The 18,273-nt window shown below is 43.7% G+C and carries 16 protein-coding genes; 11 read left to right on the top strand and 5 right to left on the bottom strand.

Going from position 1 to position 18,273, the window contains the following annotated elements; translation table 11 throughout:
- Positions 1-78: 78 nt before the first annotated feature.
- Both spo0A and NSQ20_RS20895 read left to right on the top strand, forming a co-directional pair.
- On the top strand, positions 79-888 hold the full coding sequence (spo0A, locus tag NSQ20_RS20900; RefSeq protein ID WP_036614349.1) for a sporulation transcription factor Spo0A: 810 nt from the start codon (positions 79-81) through the stop codon (positions 886-888).
- A 425-nt stretch (positions 889-1,313) separates the two neighbouring features.
- A complete protein-coding gene (locus tag NSQ20_RS20895) occupies positions 1,314-2,270 on the top strand; it encodes a GGDEF domain-containing protein (RefSeq protein ID WP_340030810.1) in 957 nt (318 codons plus the stop codon).
- Positions 2,271-2,534: 264 nt separating this feature from the next.
- Here the strand turns inward: NSQ20_RS20895 and NSQ20_RS20890 are convergent, their stop codons facing one another.
- The gene (locus NSQ20_RS20890; protein ID WP_340030809.1) at positions 2,535-3,347 is read right to left on the bottom strand and encodes a hypothetical protein; all 813 of its coding nucleotides are present in this window, start codon (positions 3,345-3,347) and stop codon (positions 2,535-2,537) included.
- 202 nt (positions 3,348-3,549) lie between these two features.
- Between NSQ20_RS20890 and NSQ20_RS20885 the strand changes: the two genes are divergently transcribed.
- The 3 genes from NSQ20_RS20885 to NSQ20_RS20875 all read left to right on the top strand — a co-directional run bounded on the left by NSQ20_RS20885 (position 3,550) and on the right by NSQ20_RS20875 (position 8,870).
- On the top strand, positions 3,550-5,511 hold the full coding sequence (locus tag NSQ20_RS20885) for an AraC family transcriptional regulator (protein ID WP_340030807.1): 1,962 nt from the start codon (positions 3,550-3,552) through the stop codon (positions 5,509-5,511).
- A 188-nt stretch (positions 5,512-5,699) separates the two neighbouring features.
- Positions 5,700-7,673, top strand: coding sequence for an AraC family transcriptional regulator (locus NSQ20_RS20880; protein WP_338706488.1), 1,974 nt, complete (start codon positions 5,700-5,702; stop codon positions 7,671-7,673).
- A 159-nt stretch (positions 7,674-7,832) separates the two neighbouring features.
- Entirely contained in the window at positions 7,833-8,870 is a 1,038-nt protein-coding gene (locus NSQ20_RS20875) for an NAD(P)/FAD-dependent oxidoreductase (protein WP_338706487.1), read from the top strand.
- Positions 8,871-9,019: 149 nt separating this feature from the next.
- Here NSQ20_RS20875 and NSQ20_RS20870 read toward each other — a convergent pair whose 3' ends face one another.
- Complete coding sequence (locus tag NSQ20_RS20870; RefSeq protein WP_340030806.1) at positions 9,020-10,480, bottom strand: IS1182 family transposase; 1,461 nt, start codon at positions 10,478-10,480, stop codon at positions 9,020-9,022.
- A gap of 473 nt (positions 10,481-10,953) precedes the next feature.
- Here NSQ20_RS20870 and NSQ20_RS20865 point away from each other — a divergent pair, with 473 nt between their 5' ends.
- Together NSQ20_RS20865 and NSQ20_RS20860 are read left to right on the top strand one after the other, a co-directional pair.
- Positions 10,954-11,604, top strand: a complete 651-nt coding sequence (locus NSQ20_RS20865) for a hypothetical protein (protein WP_036672336.1) — start codon at positions 10,954-10,956, stop codon at positions 11,602-11,604.
- Between the two features lie 533 nt (positions 11,605-12,137).
- Entirely contained in the window at positions 12,138-12,614 is a 477-nt protein-coding gene (locus NSQ20_RS20860; protein WP_017687614.1) for a hypothetical protein, read from the top strand.
- A 121-nt stretch (positions 12,615-12,735) separates the two neighbouring features.
- Here NSQ20_RS20860 and NSQ20_RS20855 read toward each other — a convergent pair whose 3' ends face one another.
- Positions 12,736-13,335 carry a thymidine kinase gene (locus tag NSQ20_RS20855; protein ID WP_017687615.1) on the bottom strand — a complete coding sequence of 200 codons (600 nt, stop codon included), beginning with the start codon at positions 13,333-13,335 and terminating at the stop codon, positions 12,736-12,738.
- Between the two features lie 177 nt (positions 13,336-13,512).
- Between NSQ20_RS20855 and NSQ20_RS20850 the strand changes: the two genes are divergently transcribed.
- Entirely contained in the window at positions 13,513-13,725 is a 213-nt protein-coding gene (locus NSQ20_RS20850; protein ID WP_076318970.1) for a hypothetical protein, read from the top strand.
- A gap of 8 nt (positions 13,726-13,733) precedes the next feature.
- On the opposite strand, the gene NSQ20_RS20845 is transcribed toward NSQ20_RS20850, so the two are convergent.
- The gene (locus tag NSQ20_RS20845) at positions 13,734-14,081 is read right to left on the bottom strand and encodes a potassium channel family protein (RefSeq protein WP_036607883.1); all 348 of its coding nucleotides are present in this window, start codon (positions 14,079-14,081) and stop codon (positions 13,734-13,736) included.
- Positions 14,082-14,144: 63 nt separating this feature from the next.
- Entirely contained in the window at positions 14,145-14,456 is a 312-nt protein-coding gene (locus NSQ20_RS20840; RefSeq protein ID WP_036607881.1) for a DUF2627 domain-containing protein, read from the bottom strand.
- Between the two features lie 230 nt (positions 14,457-14,686).
- Between NSQ20_RS20840 and lpdA the strand changes: the two genes are divergently transcribed.
- The 3 genes from lpdA to NSQ20_RS20825 all read left to right on the top strand — a co-directional run bounded on the left by lpdA (position 14,687) and on the right by NSQ20_RS20825 (position 18,268).
- On the top strand, positions 14,687-16,111 hold the full coding sequence (gene lpdA / locus NSQ20_RS20835) for a dihydrolipoyl dehydrogenase (RefSeq protein ID WP_338587718.1): 1,425 nt from the start codon (positions 14,687-14,689) through the stop codon (positions 16,109-16,111).
- Between the two features lie 139 nt (positions 16,112-16,250).
- On the top strand, positions 16,251-17,279 hold the full coding sequence (locus tag NSQ20_RS20830; protein ID WP_036607878.1) for a thiamine pyrophosphate-dependent dehydrogenase E1 component subunit alpha: 1,029 nt from the start codon (positions 16,251-16,253) through the stop codon (positions 17,277-17,279).
- Between the two features lie 2 nt (positions 17,280-17,281).
- Complete coding sequence (locus NSQ20_RS20825; protein WP_017687621.1) at positions 17,282-18,268, top strand: alpha-ketoacid dehydrogenase subunit beta; 987 nt, start codon at positions 17,282-17,284, stop codon at positions 18,266-18,268.
- Positions 18,269-18,273: the final 5 nt, after the last annotated feature.

Below are 18,273 nucleotides of genomic sequence, written 5' to 3'. Positions count from 1 at the left end.
AATTTAACTGGCTGTGTCGAAAATTAAACGTGTAAGGAAATGTACGAAACGATGTTTAATTTAAAGGAGGATACCGTTTTGCAAAAAATTGAGGTATTGCTGGCCGATGATAATCGTGAATTTACGAATTTGCTTGCCGAATATATATCTGAGCAGGAAGATATGGAAGTAACCGGTATTGCATACAATGGAGAAGAAGTACTGCAATTGCTGGAGCAAACTCGGGATGTGCCGGATGTATTGATTCTGGATATTATCATGCCTCACCTGGACGGACTGGGTGTGCTTGAGCGCTTGCGCGACCTGAACCTGTCTCCACAGCCTAAAGTCATTATGCTTACGGCATTCGGACAAGAGAATATCACACAGCGTGCCGTGCAACTCGGAGCTTCTTATTATATTCTTAAGCCGTTTGACATGGAAGTGCTTGCGAATCGTGTGCGTCAACTGGTGGGAACACAGACGGCGATGTCCACAAGCAGCGGATCATCCATGTTCATGAAATCATCCAATGTTGTGCCAATGGGCAAACACAAAAATCTGGATGCAAATATTACGTCCATCATACATGAAATCGGCGTTCCTGCGCATATTAAAGGATATCAGTATTTGCGCGAAGCGATTACGATGGTGTATAACAATATCGAAATTTTGGGAGCCATCACAAAAACACTGTATCCGGCGATTGCCGAAAAATTCAAAACCACGCCGTCCCGCGTCGAACGTGCCATCCGTCATGCCATTGAAGTGGCATGGACTCGCGGTAACATCGACAGCATCAGCCACTTGTTTGGTTATACGATCAACATCAGCAAGTCTAAACCGACGAACTCCGAGTTCATCGCGATGGTTGCTGACAAGCTGAGAATTGAGCATAAGGTAAGCTGAAAGGGTCAGGAGTAGTGAGCTGGCAAGTATAGTTTGGATTCAAATTTGATTCTAGCCAAATGGATTTTTGGCGGCCTATATCTGAATTCGTTCATTTCATGCCGATAAACTTCTGTAATATATGCCAACGAATACCGTCATTTATTGGATTAAAGATATCCAGTAAATGACGGTATTTTTGCATAACGAAATAACACAGAACATGATGATGAAATTTAGTGTTGCATGATTGCTTCAAAATTTTGAGATCAAGCATTAAAATAAGCTCACTATAGCAAAGTTTAGAAAAGGAAATATTTCATAAACTTTTACTCTCAGTTAACGCTTTTTCAAGTAGAAAGTGGTACGATGTGACCATTGACAAAGACCTACATATATATTTGAAAAGTTCGGATAAGATGCTACGAACAGAGGAGTAGAATAGTATGTTTACGCAAATAGGCGAGATTGCTGAACCAATTCCTGTAGTACAATCTGATACAAAATGTGATATCGTCTATCATCTTTTCAAGTCCAATCCTAGTCTGGAAGGTATAGCTGTTATGGGGGAGAAGGATGTGTCATTAATGATGCGGCCCCGATTCTTTCAGCAGATTGGCACCCAGTATGGCTATAATCTGTATATGGGACGTCCTGTAGAACTGGTGATGAATACGCAGGCACTGGTCGTGGATTATTCGGAACAGATTACAGATGTCAGTGTTCTAGCCATGGATCGAGATGAAGGGGATATATATGATCTTGTGTTGGTCACGTCAGGAGAAAGTTTCTTTGGAGCTGTGAGTATTCGGCGTTTGCTACTCGCTGTTGCTGATGTACGGGCTGAAATGGCGATTTTTATGAACCCGCTGACTGGTCTTCCTGGTAATCATATCATAGATGAAAGGCTGTCTCAGGCTCTTCAGATGGACCAATTTAGCGTACTGTACGTTGATCTCGATCAATTCAAATCCTACAATGATAGCTACGGCTTCAAAATGGGGGATCAGCTTATTCAGGCGACAGCTAACTTGCTTCGCAAGCTATTTGTTCTCCCTGAAGCTTTTCTTGGACATATCGGTGGTGATGATTTTATTACGATCCTGAATCACCATGATTACAAATATATTAGTGAGGAAGTCATCTCAGGTTTTGAGGAAATGAAAAAGACATTTTACAACGAACATGATTGGCATCATCAATATGTTCTGGGGGAAGGACGTTCCGGGCTAAATCGGCCCATTCCTCTGGTGTCGGTATCCATCGCCGTTGTAACCAATAGCAAGCGAAACTATGAAAACATAGATCAGATTATTGATGAGGCCACACGCATCAAAAAAGGTTGTAAAGCGATTGCTGGAAGTATCATCTGTGCAAATGATACCGCCACTACTCCGTGCTAGACATAAAATTTCGAGAACGTAGAGGACAGAGAGAACTTGAAGATGTGGGTCTAAAAGCTTTCTGTAAGAAAGCTTCTTCGGAAGCTGAGGCTTCGCCTCTATACCCATAACGTTAAAATACAGAAAAACCGCTACTTATCAGGAGTTAGTCACCTGTAATAGCGGTTCTATCATTGGATGCGAGTCAAAGGTTGTGTAGCAAACGAGCGATTTTAATCTTTAAGCTCAGTATGTATACATATAAGTATGTTTGATCAATGCGTATCAGATTCGAATATCAACGGATGGATATGAAGCAGCAGGAGATGTAGAAGCCGTAGTTTGCGGACCATTTCCTGATTCCTGATCTGTGGTTCCGCCATCTGATGGGTGCTCCTTACTTCCCGTTTTCTTTCCTTCATTTACTTCCTGTTCTTCTTCTCCAGATGTTGCAGAGATAGGTGGTTGTACTCCTTTTTTAGGTACGGGCTGATGGATCTCTTCCACCAGTTCCCCAATCTTCTGATTGACCTTATTTAACTGGGAGTTGATGTCCTGGACGGTCTCTCGCTTTGCCTGAAAGACGGTGCGTTCTGAATTTTCCAACATCATTGATTTGCCTAGATCAAGATCATTTGCGGGAGGATTGATCTCGAGAACAAGTCGGTCAAAGCGGGTTTCTCCTTCGGTGGTCTGAATGGAGCTCTGCATGCGATCACGCAAACCGACCAGCTTACCCAATTGATCATAAGTCTGACTATGTTTAATTAGATGATCCATTGAAGGGGCTTGTGTCTCGTCGGTTGGTTTGGGTTGTTGCTGTTGAGTCTTTTCAGGCTGTCTTAATTTGTTCTTTTCTTGCAATTCTTCAGCTTTAATTTGGGCAATCTGGTTGTCGATCTGGGAAATGGAGCTTGTTAGGGATTTAATTCGCTGAGCTTTGGTTTTGTTATCCAACTCGTCATTGGTTTTTACACCTTGCATTTCTTCATTGAGCCGGATCTTCTGCTGCATGAGTCCCTGAATTTCTTTATCCCGATTGGAGACTTGATTCCCGGGAGTGAAACTGCTTTTGGTTGCAGATGAGATTGAATTCATATCCTCTGTTCTCCTTCTCTCTTTATCATGGTTCTATTTACATATATCGGATGTTAAGAGAAGGATTTGAATAGCTTTTTTTGTCTGTGTGCATTCATTTACGTCGGTTGTATTGCGTACTTCATCATAATAATTGATAATGGTTATCAATAAGTGAGTAGAGTACAGACACAATTTATGTAGACGGAGATGGGTTAGTAAAATGTGGAATGATTATTATATCCTCTGGAACTATGCTGCGGTGAGTATAACAGATATCCGTTACATGGAATTAGAGGCATATGAAGAGATGAAATACAAATTTCCGACAAGTACCTTTGTACTCACCATTCAGGGTGATGCTGGAGTGACGATTGACAATCAAACATATGAAGTGAGTCGCTTTTATATTTTCCATGGGGGAAAAGGGAGTAAGTTGGTGATTCAAGCAGGCGAATCCGGATTGCGCCTATATTACTTGATGTACAAAGCAAACCTGCCTAGTGGAGGGAGAAATGATCTGGGAAGGTTAATGGAGCGTATCAATCCGTTCCAAATGAACTATGGCTTTACCCCCGATATGCCAACCATTCTATATGAGCAATGGAAAAAGATGCACTTTTTGTGGGATCAAAAGAACCCTATTCAGCACTTTCAGGCCAAGAGTTTGTTCTATGCATTTGTGGAGCAGATCTCATCACAGATTCCTCGTGTATCCAATCGCTATCCAAGTATGTTGGATCAGGTCAGCAAAGTCATTGAAATTGTAGAGTCTTCGTACACCCAGCCACTTACACTTCATGTTTTGGCAGAAATGATTGGCACCAGCCCAAGAAGTTTGTCACGCAAGTTCAAGCAGTCGACTGGAACCAGTCCCATCGATTATCTGATTCAGTTTCGTTTGTTCAAAGCCAAAGAGATGTTGCTGCAAACGGACGCCACGTTGGATGAGATCGCTGTAGGAATCGGTTATCCGGATGGATATTATTTGGGGCGTATGTTCAAGAAAAATACAGGTCTTTCTCCTTTGCAATTTAAAGAAAAGACCTCAGCACCCCTATATTGGCCTGATCTGACATCAGGTGTGGCGCGAAATGACATTTTCAGAGGTGGAAGTGGAAGGTATGTTTATACTGATGGTGATAATCATTATCAATATAAACACGGAGGGTCATTAAATATGAACAGACAGACAAGAACGGGAATGCTGCTTAGCATTTTACTAAGTCTTACGTTACTGCTAAGTGCCTGCTCAACAGGTGTTGCCAGTAATTCAAGCGGGGATGCATCCAGAAGCAATAGTACGTCAAGTTCCACGAAGACAGTAACAGCGGAGAATCAAAGCAAATCATCGGAACCCCGCACAGTCTCAACGGTTAAGGGAGACATTACAATCCCTGCTGAACCTAAACGGATTGTGGTTGACTTGTATCTGGGAAGTCTGATTGCCCTGGGGATCAAGCCTGTGGGTACACCCGAGATGAACCTGAAGAATCCTTATTTTATCAAATCACTTGAGGGTGTGCAGAATATTGGTGAATATGAAACCATTTCTCTCGAAAAGGTGTTGGAACTTGAACCGGATCTCATAGTGACAGGTAATCCTGATTTATTTGATTCCTTTAGCAAGATTGCACCTACCTTGGTTGTACCTTATGGTGAATTGAAAAACACCCACGAAGAAATTGCCTATTTCGGTGAAGTGCTAAATAAAGAAAAAGAATCTGAGGCATGGTTAGCCGATTATGACGCAAGAATTGCAGATGCTAAGAAACGTGTTGGTGAGGCAATTGATCCGCAGGCCGAGGTGTCGGTCATGCAGTTCTATGATAAAGCACCGTTGGCCTTTGGTGATAATTTTGGTCGGGGAGGTCAGGCAGTCTACAGCGCGCTTGGTTTGAATCCTCCTGCAGATAAAAAAGAGATCTTAATGAAGGATCAACTGGTTGAAGTTTCATCGGAAGCGATTCCTGAATTTGCCGGAGACTACATCATTCTAACAGCAGATAATCTGACCCTGGAAGAGTTGAAATCGAAACCGGTCTGGAGTTCACTAGATGCGGTTAAAAATGATCGTGTGTTTATCTGGAGCCCGGATCGTTCATGGTACTTTGACCCGATTGCAACATTGGATCAAACAGAGGAATTGGCCGCGTGGTTTACGAAGATCTCTGAACCAAATTAAGTCTAACAAGTGATTGATGAGATGAAATCCAATTCCACTCTAAATTACAGTTGATAATGAAAATTATTATCATTTATAATGAAGGTATATTAGTGAACCACTGCTAGGCATATGTTATCGGATGTGTGGCAGAATGATGACCTTGTAAGGCCTTTGTTCCGGGTGAGGTTGGGATTGGAGAGTATTCGATGCAATTAGACGAACAGATGAAATGCTGGAATCATGCCGCTGTTAAGGTTCTGGATATACGCCGAATCGTTATGGAGGCAGGGGCACAACTGAGTTCCTACACACTTCCGGCAAATGGTTTTATATATACGATTCGAGGATCTGCTGTGCTTCAGTTGGATGGACAAACATACAAGGCAGAGCGGTTCTACATGCTTCATGGGGCCAAAGGATCTTCACTGGATATCCAAACCAACGAAGATTTTGAATATATTCTGCTCTATTACAGAGCATTTCTTGCCTTTCCTAGTTATCGTAAAAAGTGGTTATTGGCACAGCCGGAAGTTGCACCGTTCTCTTTGCAATATGGATTTGCACCGAGTAGTCCGCTGGGGTTATTACGTTACCTTGATGAGCTTGAGGGTGCATGGAGTCAATCTGGCAGTCTGGATCTGCTTCATACAAAAAGTTTATTTTACCAGTTCATTCATGAAATGATGGTTCAATTGGCAGAGCAGGAGATCAAAACAGAGCTTGCTGACCCGGTGAAACAAACACTTCGTTATATACAGAATCATTATAGGGAACAGGTCACGCTTGATTTCCTGGCTGAACAGTTTAACTACAGCTCCCGTCATTTATCCATGCAATTCAAACGACAGACGGGTCACAGTCCCATTGATTATTTAATTCAGACCCGAATCGCTAAGGCTCGCAATCTGCTTTTGCGATCTGATGCAACGCTGAGTGAAATTGCAGCAGAAGTAGGTTATTCGGATGTGTATTATTTTAGTCGTATCTTCAAAAAACATGTGGGGATCTCTCCGATACAGTATCAACGAAAGATGAGAGAAGAAGCGAGAACAGAGGATCGTCCATTGGTAATCTCTGAATCGTCCATTGGCCGAAGATGGAAGTCGGGATATATTGATTATGAGAATCATTATCAATATATAGACGGAGGGTCTACACCAATGAAAAGAAGAAAAACAAGTTCCAGTATGATTATGGTTGCATTATTGAGCATAACGATGCTCCTCGCAGCCTGCTCTTCGGGTACAGCAACAACACCAGCAGCTGGCGAAGGAACGGGTGCCAGTTCCAATAACAGCAGTACGGCAGTATCATCAGACACAGGAAGCCAGACAAACAAAGACAATGAAACACGCACGGTCTCAACGGTTAAGGGCGACGTAGTTGTTCCAGCGAATCCGAAAAGGGTTGTTGTACTATATCTCCAGGGAGACGTCGTTGCGCTTGGAATTAAGCCAATTGCTACATCTGAAGTATTCAACGGGGCTGCCTACAAGAGTGAGCTTGAAGGTGTAAATTCACTAGGCACCTGGTTCGAACCGAATCCTGAAGCTGTCATTGATCTTGATCCGGATCTGATCATTGTTCCTTCAGAAGAGACGTATACGTTGTTAAAAGATATCGCACCTACGGTATATATTCCATACGAGAAAATGACAACAGAAGAAAGACTCCAGAGTATAGCGAGTATTTTTGGAAAAGAACAGGAAGCTGAGACATTAATCAATAATCTCAATAGCAAAGTCGAAGAGAGTAAGCAAACACTAGCAGACGCAGGCATATTAGACAAAACGATTTCCATTGTGGAGGGCGGTTTGAAAGGTATGGTCGTTGTAGAGAGCAAGCAATATGGCCGAGGATCTCAGGCATTATATGAATACTTGGGGATGAAAGCACCTGAAGTGGTACAAAAGAAAATTGATGTAGTTTCGGAAGCGGGAGGCTCCAATTTATCCATGGAAGTACTGCCTGAGTATATCGGGGACTACGTGTTTCGTTCGGTGTATGAAGGGGCAGATAACCTTACGGATGATCCAATATGGAGTAGCATCCCGGCTGTTAAAGAAGGTCGCCTAATTGAGATTGATTTTGATTTCTTCTACTATTCGGATATCTATTCAATTAATAAACAACTTGATTTTGTTGTTGGAAAGTTGTTGGCGGCTCCAAGAGCGCAATAGTAAAGAGCAGATGTGTTCGTAGAATTTTTGTACAAGAAATGTTTGTTTTTTAGCCATTGTATTTTGATAAGATTACCATTACACTAGGATTTAAGTGATAATGAGAATCGATATCAAATACTCGATGTTCTGGATCGAATTAACGGAGGTATTTTTAATATGAATCAGCAGTTGGAACTTTATGATGTAACCATTATCGGCGGTGGCCCTGCGGGCATGTACTCTGCCTTTTATAGCGGCATGCGAGATATGAAGACCAAGTTGATTGAGGCACGTGACAGATTGGGAGGTCGCATGCTCTTTTATCCGGAGAAAATGATCTGGGATGTCGGGGGTGTGACGCCAATTCTATGTGAAGATCTGATCAAACAATTGGAAGAACAGGCGAGAACTTTTGAGCCAACCCTCGTATTTGAACAACAGATCGAAGGATTCGAGCGTCAACCTGATGGCACAATTCTGTTAACTTCTGCAACAGGTGAGCAACACTGGACACGTACCGTCATTTTGGCAATCGGATATGGTATATATAAAATGGCCAAGCTGGAGCTTGAAGGTGCAGACCGTTACGAGGTTAGCAATCTCCACTATACTGTGCAAGAACTGGAGCCATTCCGTGGTAAACGTGTGTTGATCTCGGGTGGAGGCGACTCTGCTGTGGACTGGGCGAATGAACTGGAAGCCCTGGCAGAGCAAGTTACGGTTGTGCATCGTCGTGACCGCTTTGGCGGGTTGGAGCGTAATGTACTGCGTATGAGAGAATCCTCTGTAGATGTCCGTACACCATATGCGGTAGAGACACTGCATAGTATGAGTGGTGATGTGATTGAACAGGTGACCATCTCACACGTGGATACAGGTGAAACTGAACTGCTTGAAGTCGATGCTGTCATTGTAAACCATGGCATGAAGAGTGACTTTGGTCCAATCCGGGATTGGGGACTTGATCTTGGCGAATGGCATGTCACTACAACAGAGAGATTGCAAACCAATATTCCCGGCGTGTTTGGCGCAGGCGATTTTGTAGATTATGGTAGCAAACTGTACCTGATTGCGGGTACTTTCACAGATGCAGCCCTAGCGGTAAACAGTGCGAAGCTATACATGGACCCTGAAGCGGAAAAAGTGGCTTATGTTTCTTCCCATAACAGTCGCTTTAAAGAGAAAAATAAAGCCCTTGGCGTTGTAGAAGAATAAAGGTCTGCGATCGGTTATATTAAGATGACTTCGGGTTCATTCGAGGCCACTGAAAAACTTACGATTTTAATTTGTTAAGATTCATTTTAAATCAAAAAGGCTATATTTCGTTCACATTGGAACGGAATATAGCCTTTTTCTCTATCCTTTTACTTTGAGTCTTCCATGAGTGTAATGATTCGCTTGAGATTAACAGTAAATATGGCCATGGCACCTTGCATTTGCATGCCAACAAGACCCGAGGACGATGCAACATCATACCCGTGTCTGTGCTTGAGTTCGCTATTTTTCGCTTCAATTTTATAACGTTCTTTCGATTTTTCTTTGAAACTATCGCTACTTTGAAATGCCTCATGTTCCTTATGTTCGGTCGATTTGATGGTTACAGAATAGGTTTTACTTTTCGCACCTTCTTTATAGCACCCGTCTTTCATTGGGCATACTTTGCATTTTTCAATGTCAAACATGTAGGTATTCTTTTGGTTATTATTCATACCTTTCTTACCTGTGCGCGCTCTTTGAATCGCCATATGTCCAGCTTTACAAACGTACATACATGCATCTTTATTAAACTCAAATTCATCTTCTTTTTTACGAGTTCCTTGTGTGATATTAGGGTTTAATTTTGATATTAATTGTAGTTCGTTGTGATTGGCATATTGAATATTATCTTTTTCAGAATAGGCAGTATCTCCAATGACGGTATCGATCTTCATACCTGTGTCACGACTTTTTTCAATGAGAGTTTGGAGTTGTTTTCCATCACTTTTCTCACCAGTCGTAATTACCGCAGCTGTAATAATTCGTTCTCCATTCATAGCAAAATGTGTTTTGTAACCGAAGAACGAGGAGTCTGCCGTTTTGTGACCTATTCGTGCATCTGGATCATTGCTGAGTTGAAAGTGCTCATGGTGATCAGCTATGATTTCTTTTAAGTAGTTCAGCTTTTCTTTCACCTTTGGGTATTCACGGAGAGATTCTTCTTTTTCTACTGCATCTACAACTTTTTGGCAATAGTCCAGTTCATCAGATAATTCGTTCGTCGTTGTTTTCGGTGGGAATTTATCCTTCATTTTTTCATCGATCTTGTAAACGGATTTTCTCAACAACTTAGACTTTTGCACTAATATTTCTTTGGGTGATAGCTGATTAAATCGCGCTTTCGTATGGGTGGCATCCACAATAATTGCACTGCTTTTGATAATTTCTTTTTCCAACGCGATCTCCATGGTCTTTTGAATAAGTATGTCGAGGAGGTTCACATCTTTCAGGCGAAGCTTGCGAAACTTCGTTAGTGAACTAGGATTAATGACTTCATCTTCAGGCGCCATATCTAAAAAGTACTTAAAGGACATGTCATATTTAGAACGTTCCACAACATCCGCATCGGATACATCGAAAATGGATTTCAACAATAGGTATTTGAACATTCGAATGGGAGGCACTGCATTGCGACCATTGTCGAGGCAGTATCTATGCTGCAATTCTACCTGAACAAATGAAAAATCTACGAGATCATTGATTTGACGAAGCATATTATCTTTAGGTACGACGATATCGTATATGTCCATAAATGCACTAAGCTTAAGAGATTGTTGGTTTGAAATCATCCGAGACACCACCTGAAATTAATCATTTAATTATACAGGAAAACAAATATCCCTCCTCAAAAAAATGAGGAGGGATATCTGTTTATAGATGTTGGACTTTTTCAGTGGCCTCGGTTCATTCCGAAGTCATCTTTTTTGCATAAAATGGGTAATAAGAAGGCATAATGGCACAAGATAGAACACGCTTAGAATTGAACATGAACCACCAAATGTCTATAATAAGGCTGAGAAACTGTAGAATGACACTATATAAGTTGAAATAATCATTTACACGATAACGGAGAGGACAGAAAAAATCTGAAAAAGCGAAGCGGTCGCCTTTATCACCGGATTTTCCCTTAAGAAAAAGGGAATCGAAAAAATCTGGGGATAACAGCGATTGGAAGATTGTTCTGTCATCGTAGTGTCAGTGTAAATAAACTTTAATTCAACTTATATAGATACAATAACTAGGTCAGAGTGGAGTGCAGCGTATGAAAAAGGGATCACAGCCACAACGAGGTTTCACCTTCATCCAGCGGTGGTTCAAACGATCTGATAAAAAAAAGATCAAATGGTCTGAAATGTATCTCGCACTTGCTGGTGCGCTTCATCGCTTGTTGGTTGAAGGGCGGCGTGAACGTTCAGCAGCCAAACGGCTGCATCAGGACTTACCTATTAACGTGTTGGGCGAGATGAAGCTAGAGCCAGGGGATATTGTGTACACGCCAAGCTCAGAATCGACGTATTACGCCGGGCATATGGGCATTATTGGCCTCGACGGCAAGGTGTATCATGTGCACCCTTATGGGCCTGTATTTGCTGATTCATTAGAGTGGTATCTCACGCGTTTTTATGAAGGAGATCGTTTCATTGTATTCCGTTCCAGACTGAATGAGGCAGGAATGAAAGCAGCCGGGTGGGTACACGACCATTACAAGCAGGTAAAATTCTACCGTTTGCAGACCAATCTGCGCAGTATTGAGCGCAATTACTGCTCCAAGTTTATATATCAGGCCTATCAGTTCACATCGGGACTGGATCTGTGGAGCCGCAAATTTACCCGAATGAATCAGGGTTATATCTATCCATTTCGAATTGAGCGTTCATCAGAGCTGGACGTTCTGGGAACTTTTTATAAATAAGGCTGGAACCGACTAAAATACTGTTCTTCCGAAAAAAAGGAGAGCAGGTTCTGTCGGTTTTTTTTATATGTGTAGAGATTAAAACAGGAAAAACGCTCAAAACGTCGAATAGATTATGAGATAGGCACGCACAACTTGGAATCGTATACATAAAAAAAGACGAGATGATTATTAGCCCAGAGCACAAAAATGACTACGAAGTAGACGAACAAGAAAGAGTGAAGCGAGATGAAATGGCCGGGTTTCTTACAACGATTCCGACCGAACAAAAACGTGGTTAAGCTATCGGATTATATCCCAAAAAAGGAAAGGAGGCACTACTGTTCCATATGCAAGAAAAACGTTAAATCGGTCGTGCATTATGCCGCGCCACAGGGAAATGTTTCAGGTGTATGCAGTTCTTGTAAGTCTTTAGCGGATGAACGTGGAATGTTTCCCATTTAATAAGAAGAGATGCGCTCAGGAAATAAGAATTTTTTGATTTATGCGCGTTTTTGTAGTACATTAGCAAATGTATTCGAAGGAGGATTCTAATGTACTCAGGTAGACAAGACGATACTTTATACATCATGACCTACACCTTAAACAGCGGTATCAAGGGTACGGTTCCACTGTCTAATAAGCAGATTATTGAGTGGCTGGATTGCTACAGAAATGAGAAGCGCTTCGTGACCGAAATCGGCAAGGAGTTTTTTGGATTGAATGCAGGATTGGTAGCAGACTTCAAGGTTCAAAATCATTTATCGGATTATCAGCAGACCATTATGCCTACACAGCAACAGGATAACCTGGAACGCTTGTCCAGTGCTTATAAATCAACCGAGTTATTAATGAAGATTGATTGTAAATGTGGCACGGCTTATGTGACGGAATCCCCATACAAGCGCACAAAATGGTACTGTACAAAGTGTAAAGAGATTGTATTTTTGGATGCCAAAAAAGGAATGGTGGAAACGTCGCGTGGTGACGCTTACTACATGACCAACAAATATTTTGTTTCCCGGGACTAGCGGGAAGTGACTCTGGAAGCATCGCTGCGAAGCGGTGCTTTTTTGTACGAATGTTTGCTCTATAACAAAAAAAGCCCCAAGGGGCCTTTTTGGAAGATATCTAAGATCGATCTTTTGGAAATTATGATGAGCATTCAACTTTGTGAGGAGGAATGAAGCAGCAACGACAGCGTGGCTCGTAAGCTTCTGAATCGCCAATCATGACAACCGGACCCAAGGTAACAGGCTCCCCATTGACGATACGTTGCGTAAAGGCTGCATCCGGGCTGCCACATACCGCACAGAAAGCCGAGAGTTTCTCAATGTCGTCTGCCATGGCAAGCAAACCACCGACATATCCGAATTCCTTACCACGGTAATCCATATTAAGTCCGTCCACAATGACATGTTTGCCACAATACGCTAACTCCGAGACAAGTTCCATAATGGCACTGCTGAAAAATTGTACTTCATCAAATGCAACAACATCAGCATCTATGGTTTGGTTCAAGATCATTTCTACGGATTCCGGGGTTAATTGCCGGGGAATGGAATGGGCAGGGAGTCGATAACCAATTCGGCTTACGATCTCGTCCTGGGCAAACCGATTATCCTCGGCTGGTTTGTAGGCCACAACCTTTTTACGGCCAAATTGTATTAATTTCTGACAACGGCGAATGAGTTCACCGGATTTTTCACTGAACATGGGTCCAGTAATTACGGTAATACGTCCTGTTTGCACGGTGCTGCTACTCCTCTCACATACGGGATTCAACAAAAAAAGCGACCTTTACAGAGTACCACAAAATCTTTGGAAAGAGCCAGAACTAATCTGCGCAGCTTTGTGTTACTATATGGAATGTTAAGGTATTGGTTACGGCAGCTAGTTAACAGGAGTTGTGAAAAGAGGTGTTTTAGTATGAGTGAAGCATTATCATCACTTCAAGAGCGATATGAAAGCCTGAAAGAACAGGGATCTCTAGATGAAGCGGCGCAGGCGTTATTTGCAGAACTGTTCGCAGAAGCGGAGAGACTGCAGGCAAGTAACCTTACCTTGCGTAGAACGATCTTGAAGTCATCTTCCAAAGAATCACGTATGTCTACCAAGCTGCGGGATGCCTTATACGAATGACCCGGAGATTACTCCGGGTCCTCTTCTGTCTTTAATTTGCGAGGGAATAGAATACCTGCTGTAATTCTGGCAATCATGGCAAAGGTGAGACCAATGCCTGCAAACATGTAAATTACGGTAAAGGCTTTGCTGAATCCGGTGGTTGGCACAAATTCAGGATGTCCCACCGTAGTCAGGGTAACCGCACAGAAGTATAACGCATCGATCCAGTGCAGACCTTCAACACGAGTGTAAAATAAAGTGCCTGATAGCAACGTTGCTGCCGTTAACGCGAACAGAGCCAGAAACTTAGGGTCTTTGAACGCATGGAAAATGCCTTTGAGCAATCGTTGTAACGTGATTAGAAATGATACCATGATGATCCATCCTGTCTATGTAAAGTAGGCGGTGTGTTGTATAAACACACAAAAAGCCCGGACTCATGGAGTCCTTCCGGGCGTCTCTGCTTTTTCGGGTACACTTTTGGACCGGAAACGGGGACCTACATAATTACGCTTGCGGTCACGGAACAAGATCCAGCCTCCCAGAAAACTCATACCTGCGGCAAAAAGGACAAGTCCACCGCCAAAGGAAAGCCACTGGAATCCTGGTGAAATCAGTTCGTTCCCGTGCTCGGCATAATATAGGAACAGGGCATCTTTCATCATCAGAAAACCCTTCATAGCCATTAACCCGGGGATGACCAGAACAACAATTGCCAAAAATCGCGCAAAGACCAATCTTGTATTCATGAGCATTATACCCTTTCTGCCAAAGTCGACATTAAATAAAGGTTACGCTTACAGATCATACCTGATTCCATCATAGCTTGGAATGCATAGGCTGTCCATGTGTGATTGGTTCAAACTTTGAGTTGACCGCTCAAGGAGAGTACAATGGCATATAGAGGGTATAAGCTAAACCATGATTTAAGCCATCATAAATTATATTGAAATTTGATTCATAGAGGAGAGCATGAGAGATGCCAATTACATGTGATGTTGCAATTCTTGGAGGAGGAACCGGTGGATATGTAGCCGCGATCCGGGCTGCACAGCTGGGAAAACAGGTTGTTATCATTGAGAAGGACAAGCTTGGCGGTACCTGTCTGCATCGTGGCTGTATTCCGAGTAAGGCTTTGCTGAAAAGTGCGGAAGTATACGCCGAAATCCAGGAGAGCGAGACGTATGGTATCGAGACAGCTGGAGCTACACTTGTATTTCCCAAAGTACAGGCGCGCAAGGATGCAATTGTCGAACAGCTCCATCAGGGCGTTCAATATTTGATGAAAAAAAATAAAATCCAGGTTGTACACGCGAAAGGTCGCGTCATCGGACCATCCATCTTCTCACCGCAGAGCGGAGCAGTCGCTGTGGAGTTTGAAGATGGAGAGATGGATACGGTAGTTCCAACCAATCTCATCATTGCTACTGGTTCGCGTCCACGTGTGTTGCCGGGCCTGGAACCGGACGGCAAATTCATAATGAGCAGCGACGAAGCACTGCGTATGGATGAACTTCCTGCATCACTCATCATTGTAGGTGGGGGTGTGATTGGATTGGAGTGGGCATCCATGCTGAATGACTTTGGCGTAGACATCACAGTAGTAGAAGCAGCTGCTCACGTGTTGCCTGCCGAGGATGAGGATGTTGCCAGAGAAATGCAGCGATTGCTCGGCAAACGAGGTGTTCGTTTCCTGACAGGTGCCACCGTTCTAACGGAAACATATAACACAGATCAAGAGGGCATCCAGATTGATGTGCAGCTTGGTGACGATAAACAGGAAACGCTGAGAGCGGAGAAAATGCTCGTGTCGGTTGGACGTCAAGCTAATGTCGAAAATATCGGACTTGAAAATACAGATATCAAACTGGAGCGTGGGTTCATCGCTGTGAACAAACAGTTACAGACCGGTGAAGGTCACATCTACGCCATTGGTGACTGCATCGGCGGTTTGCAGCTTGCACATGCCGCAAGTCATGAAGGCATTCTCGCTGTCGATCATCTGGCGGGCGAAACGGTACATGCCGTAGAATCCCACCGTATCCCGCGCTGTGTGTACACACGTCCGGAAGCAGCAAGCATCGGATTCACCGAGCGTGAAGCCAAAGAACGTGGCTATGACATTAAAACAGGCAAGTTCCCATTTTCGGCCATTGGCAAATCGCTTATTCACGGAAGTCGGGATGGATTCGTGAAGGTGATCGCAGATGCCAAGACGAATGATATATTGGGGGTACATATGATTGGCACCCATGTGACGGAATTGATCGCAGAGGCTTCTCTGGCTCAGATGCTGGATGCCACACCTTGGGAAGTCGGACAAACCATTCATCCGCACCCTTCTCTGTCGGAAATTATGGGTGAAGCCATGTTGGCGGTCGATGGAAAGGCCATTGGAATGTAAGCCAAACAAGCTTATGAGAAAGGTCCTTTCCTTTTTTGGGTAAAAGGGATTATAATAAGGTTAAGCCAAGTCTTAGTACCAGGTTATAAGATCGGGTAGTAAGAGTGGCACAGGCTCTGATTAAAAGGAGGTACCTCATATGAGTTCACAAGGTACTGCAGACGCGGTCCACCGGCATCAACAGCTGGGACTTAGCGATGGTGAAGTATTGGATATGTACAAATACATGCTGCTCGCGCGCAAGTTTGACGAGCGTTGCTTGCTCTTGCAACGGGCTGGCAAAATTAACTTTCACGTATCCGGTGTAGGACAGGAAGCTGCGCAAGTAGGCGCTGCTTTTGGTTTGGATCGGGATCACGATTATTATTTACCTTATTACCGCGATTACGGTTTTGTACTGGCGGTAGGCATGACTCCGCGTGAGTTGATGTTGTCTGCTTTTGCGAAGGCGGAAGATCCGAATAGTGGCGGTAGGCAAATGCCGGGTCACTTCGGTCACAAAAAGCTACGGATTGTGACGGGTTCCAGCCCGGTTACAACACAGGTTCCGCACGCTGTTGGATTTGCGCTGGCTGCCAAAATGAAGAAGCAAGAATTTGTTTCTTTTGTTACGTTTGGCGAAGGATCAAGCAATCAGGGTGACTTCCATGAGGGAGCCAACTTTGCAGGTGTGCATAAATTACCTGTCATTATTATGTGTGAGAACAATCAATATGCAATTTCGGTACCGATTCACAAACAGTTGAGCGGCAAAATATCCGATCGAGCACAAGGATATGGGTTCCCCGGACTGCGTGTAGATGGTAACGATGCATTAGAAGTATATGCTGCAGTGAAGGAAGCGCGTCGCCGTGCCATAGCCGGAGAAGGCCCGACATTGATTGAAGCGATGATGTATCGGTTGTCACCTCATTCCACCTCCGATAATGATCTGGCTTACCGGACCAAAGAGGAAGTTGAGGAGAACTGGAAGAAAGATGGCGTTCCTCGCATGAAGAACTACTTGATCGATTGTGGCATCTGGGACGAAGCCCGTGATGCAGATCTGGCTTCCCAGCTTGCGATGGAAATGAAAGAAGCAACTGAATATGCAGACAACGCGCCATATCCTAAACCTGAGGACACTCTGACGCACGTTTATGCGGACAGCGAAGAAGGGGGACGGTAAGAATGGCAGTGATGGAATATATTGATGCAATCCGTCTCGCGATGAAAGAAGAGATGGAACGGGATGAAAATGTGTTTATCCTTGGTGAAGACGTAGGTCTCAAAGGTGGTGTGTTTACCACAACTAAAGGGCTGCAAGATCAGTTTGGCGAAATGAGAGTGATGGACACACCTTTGTCTGAATCCGCTATTGCAGGTGTTGCCATTGGTGCAGCGATGTATGGCATGAAGCCGATTGCCGAGATGCAATATTCGGACTTCATGTTGCCGGCAACCAACCAGATCATTAGTGAAGCGGCGAAGATCCGCTATCGTTCCAACAATGACTGGAGCTGTCCGATTGTTATCCGCGCACCGATTGGTGGTGGGATCTTCGGTGGGTTGTATCACTCCCAATGTCCGGAATCGATTTTCTTTGGTACACCTGGTCTGAAAATTATAGCTCCCTACTCGGCATACGATGCTAAGGGACTGCTCAAGGCCGCTATTCGCGACCCGGACCCGGTACTCTTTTTTGAAAATAAAAAATGCTACAAACTTATCAAGGAAGATGTGCCTGAAGATGATTACATCGTTCCGATTGGTAAAGCCAACGTACTTCGTGAGGGTGCGGATATTACGGTGATCGGTTACAGTCAGCCGCTGCATTTTGTCATGCAGGCTGCTGAGGAGCTGGAGCGTGAAGAAGGCATTACAGCACACGTTCTCGATCTGCGCACATTGCAGCCGTTGGATCGTGAAGCGATTATAGCTTCCGCTCGTCTGACAGGCAAAGTGCTGATCGTACACGAAGATAACAAAACGGGTGGTGTAGGTGCCGAAGTTGCCGCGATTATTAGTGAGGAATGTCTATTTGAACTGGATGCACCGATTCAGCGTCTCTGCGGACCTGATGTGCCGGCCATGCCAATTAGCCCAACATTGGAGAAATTCTACATGCTGAGCAAAGACAAAGCCAAAGCAGCAATGCGTACACTTGCCGAGTTTTAATTTCG

It is taken from the genome of Paenibacillus sp. FSL K6-1122 (assembly GCF_037977015.1).
Lineage (GTDB): Bacteria > Bacillota > Bacilli > Paenibacillales > Paenibacillaceae > Paenibacillus > Paenibacillus amylolyticus.
The sequence above is the reverse complement of the archived record's forward strand: the minus strand, read 5'-3'. Positions and strand labels throughout refer to the sequence as shown.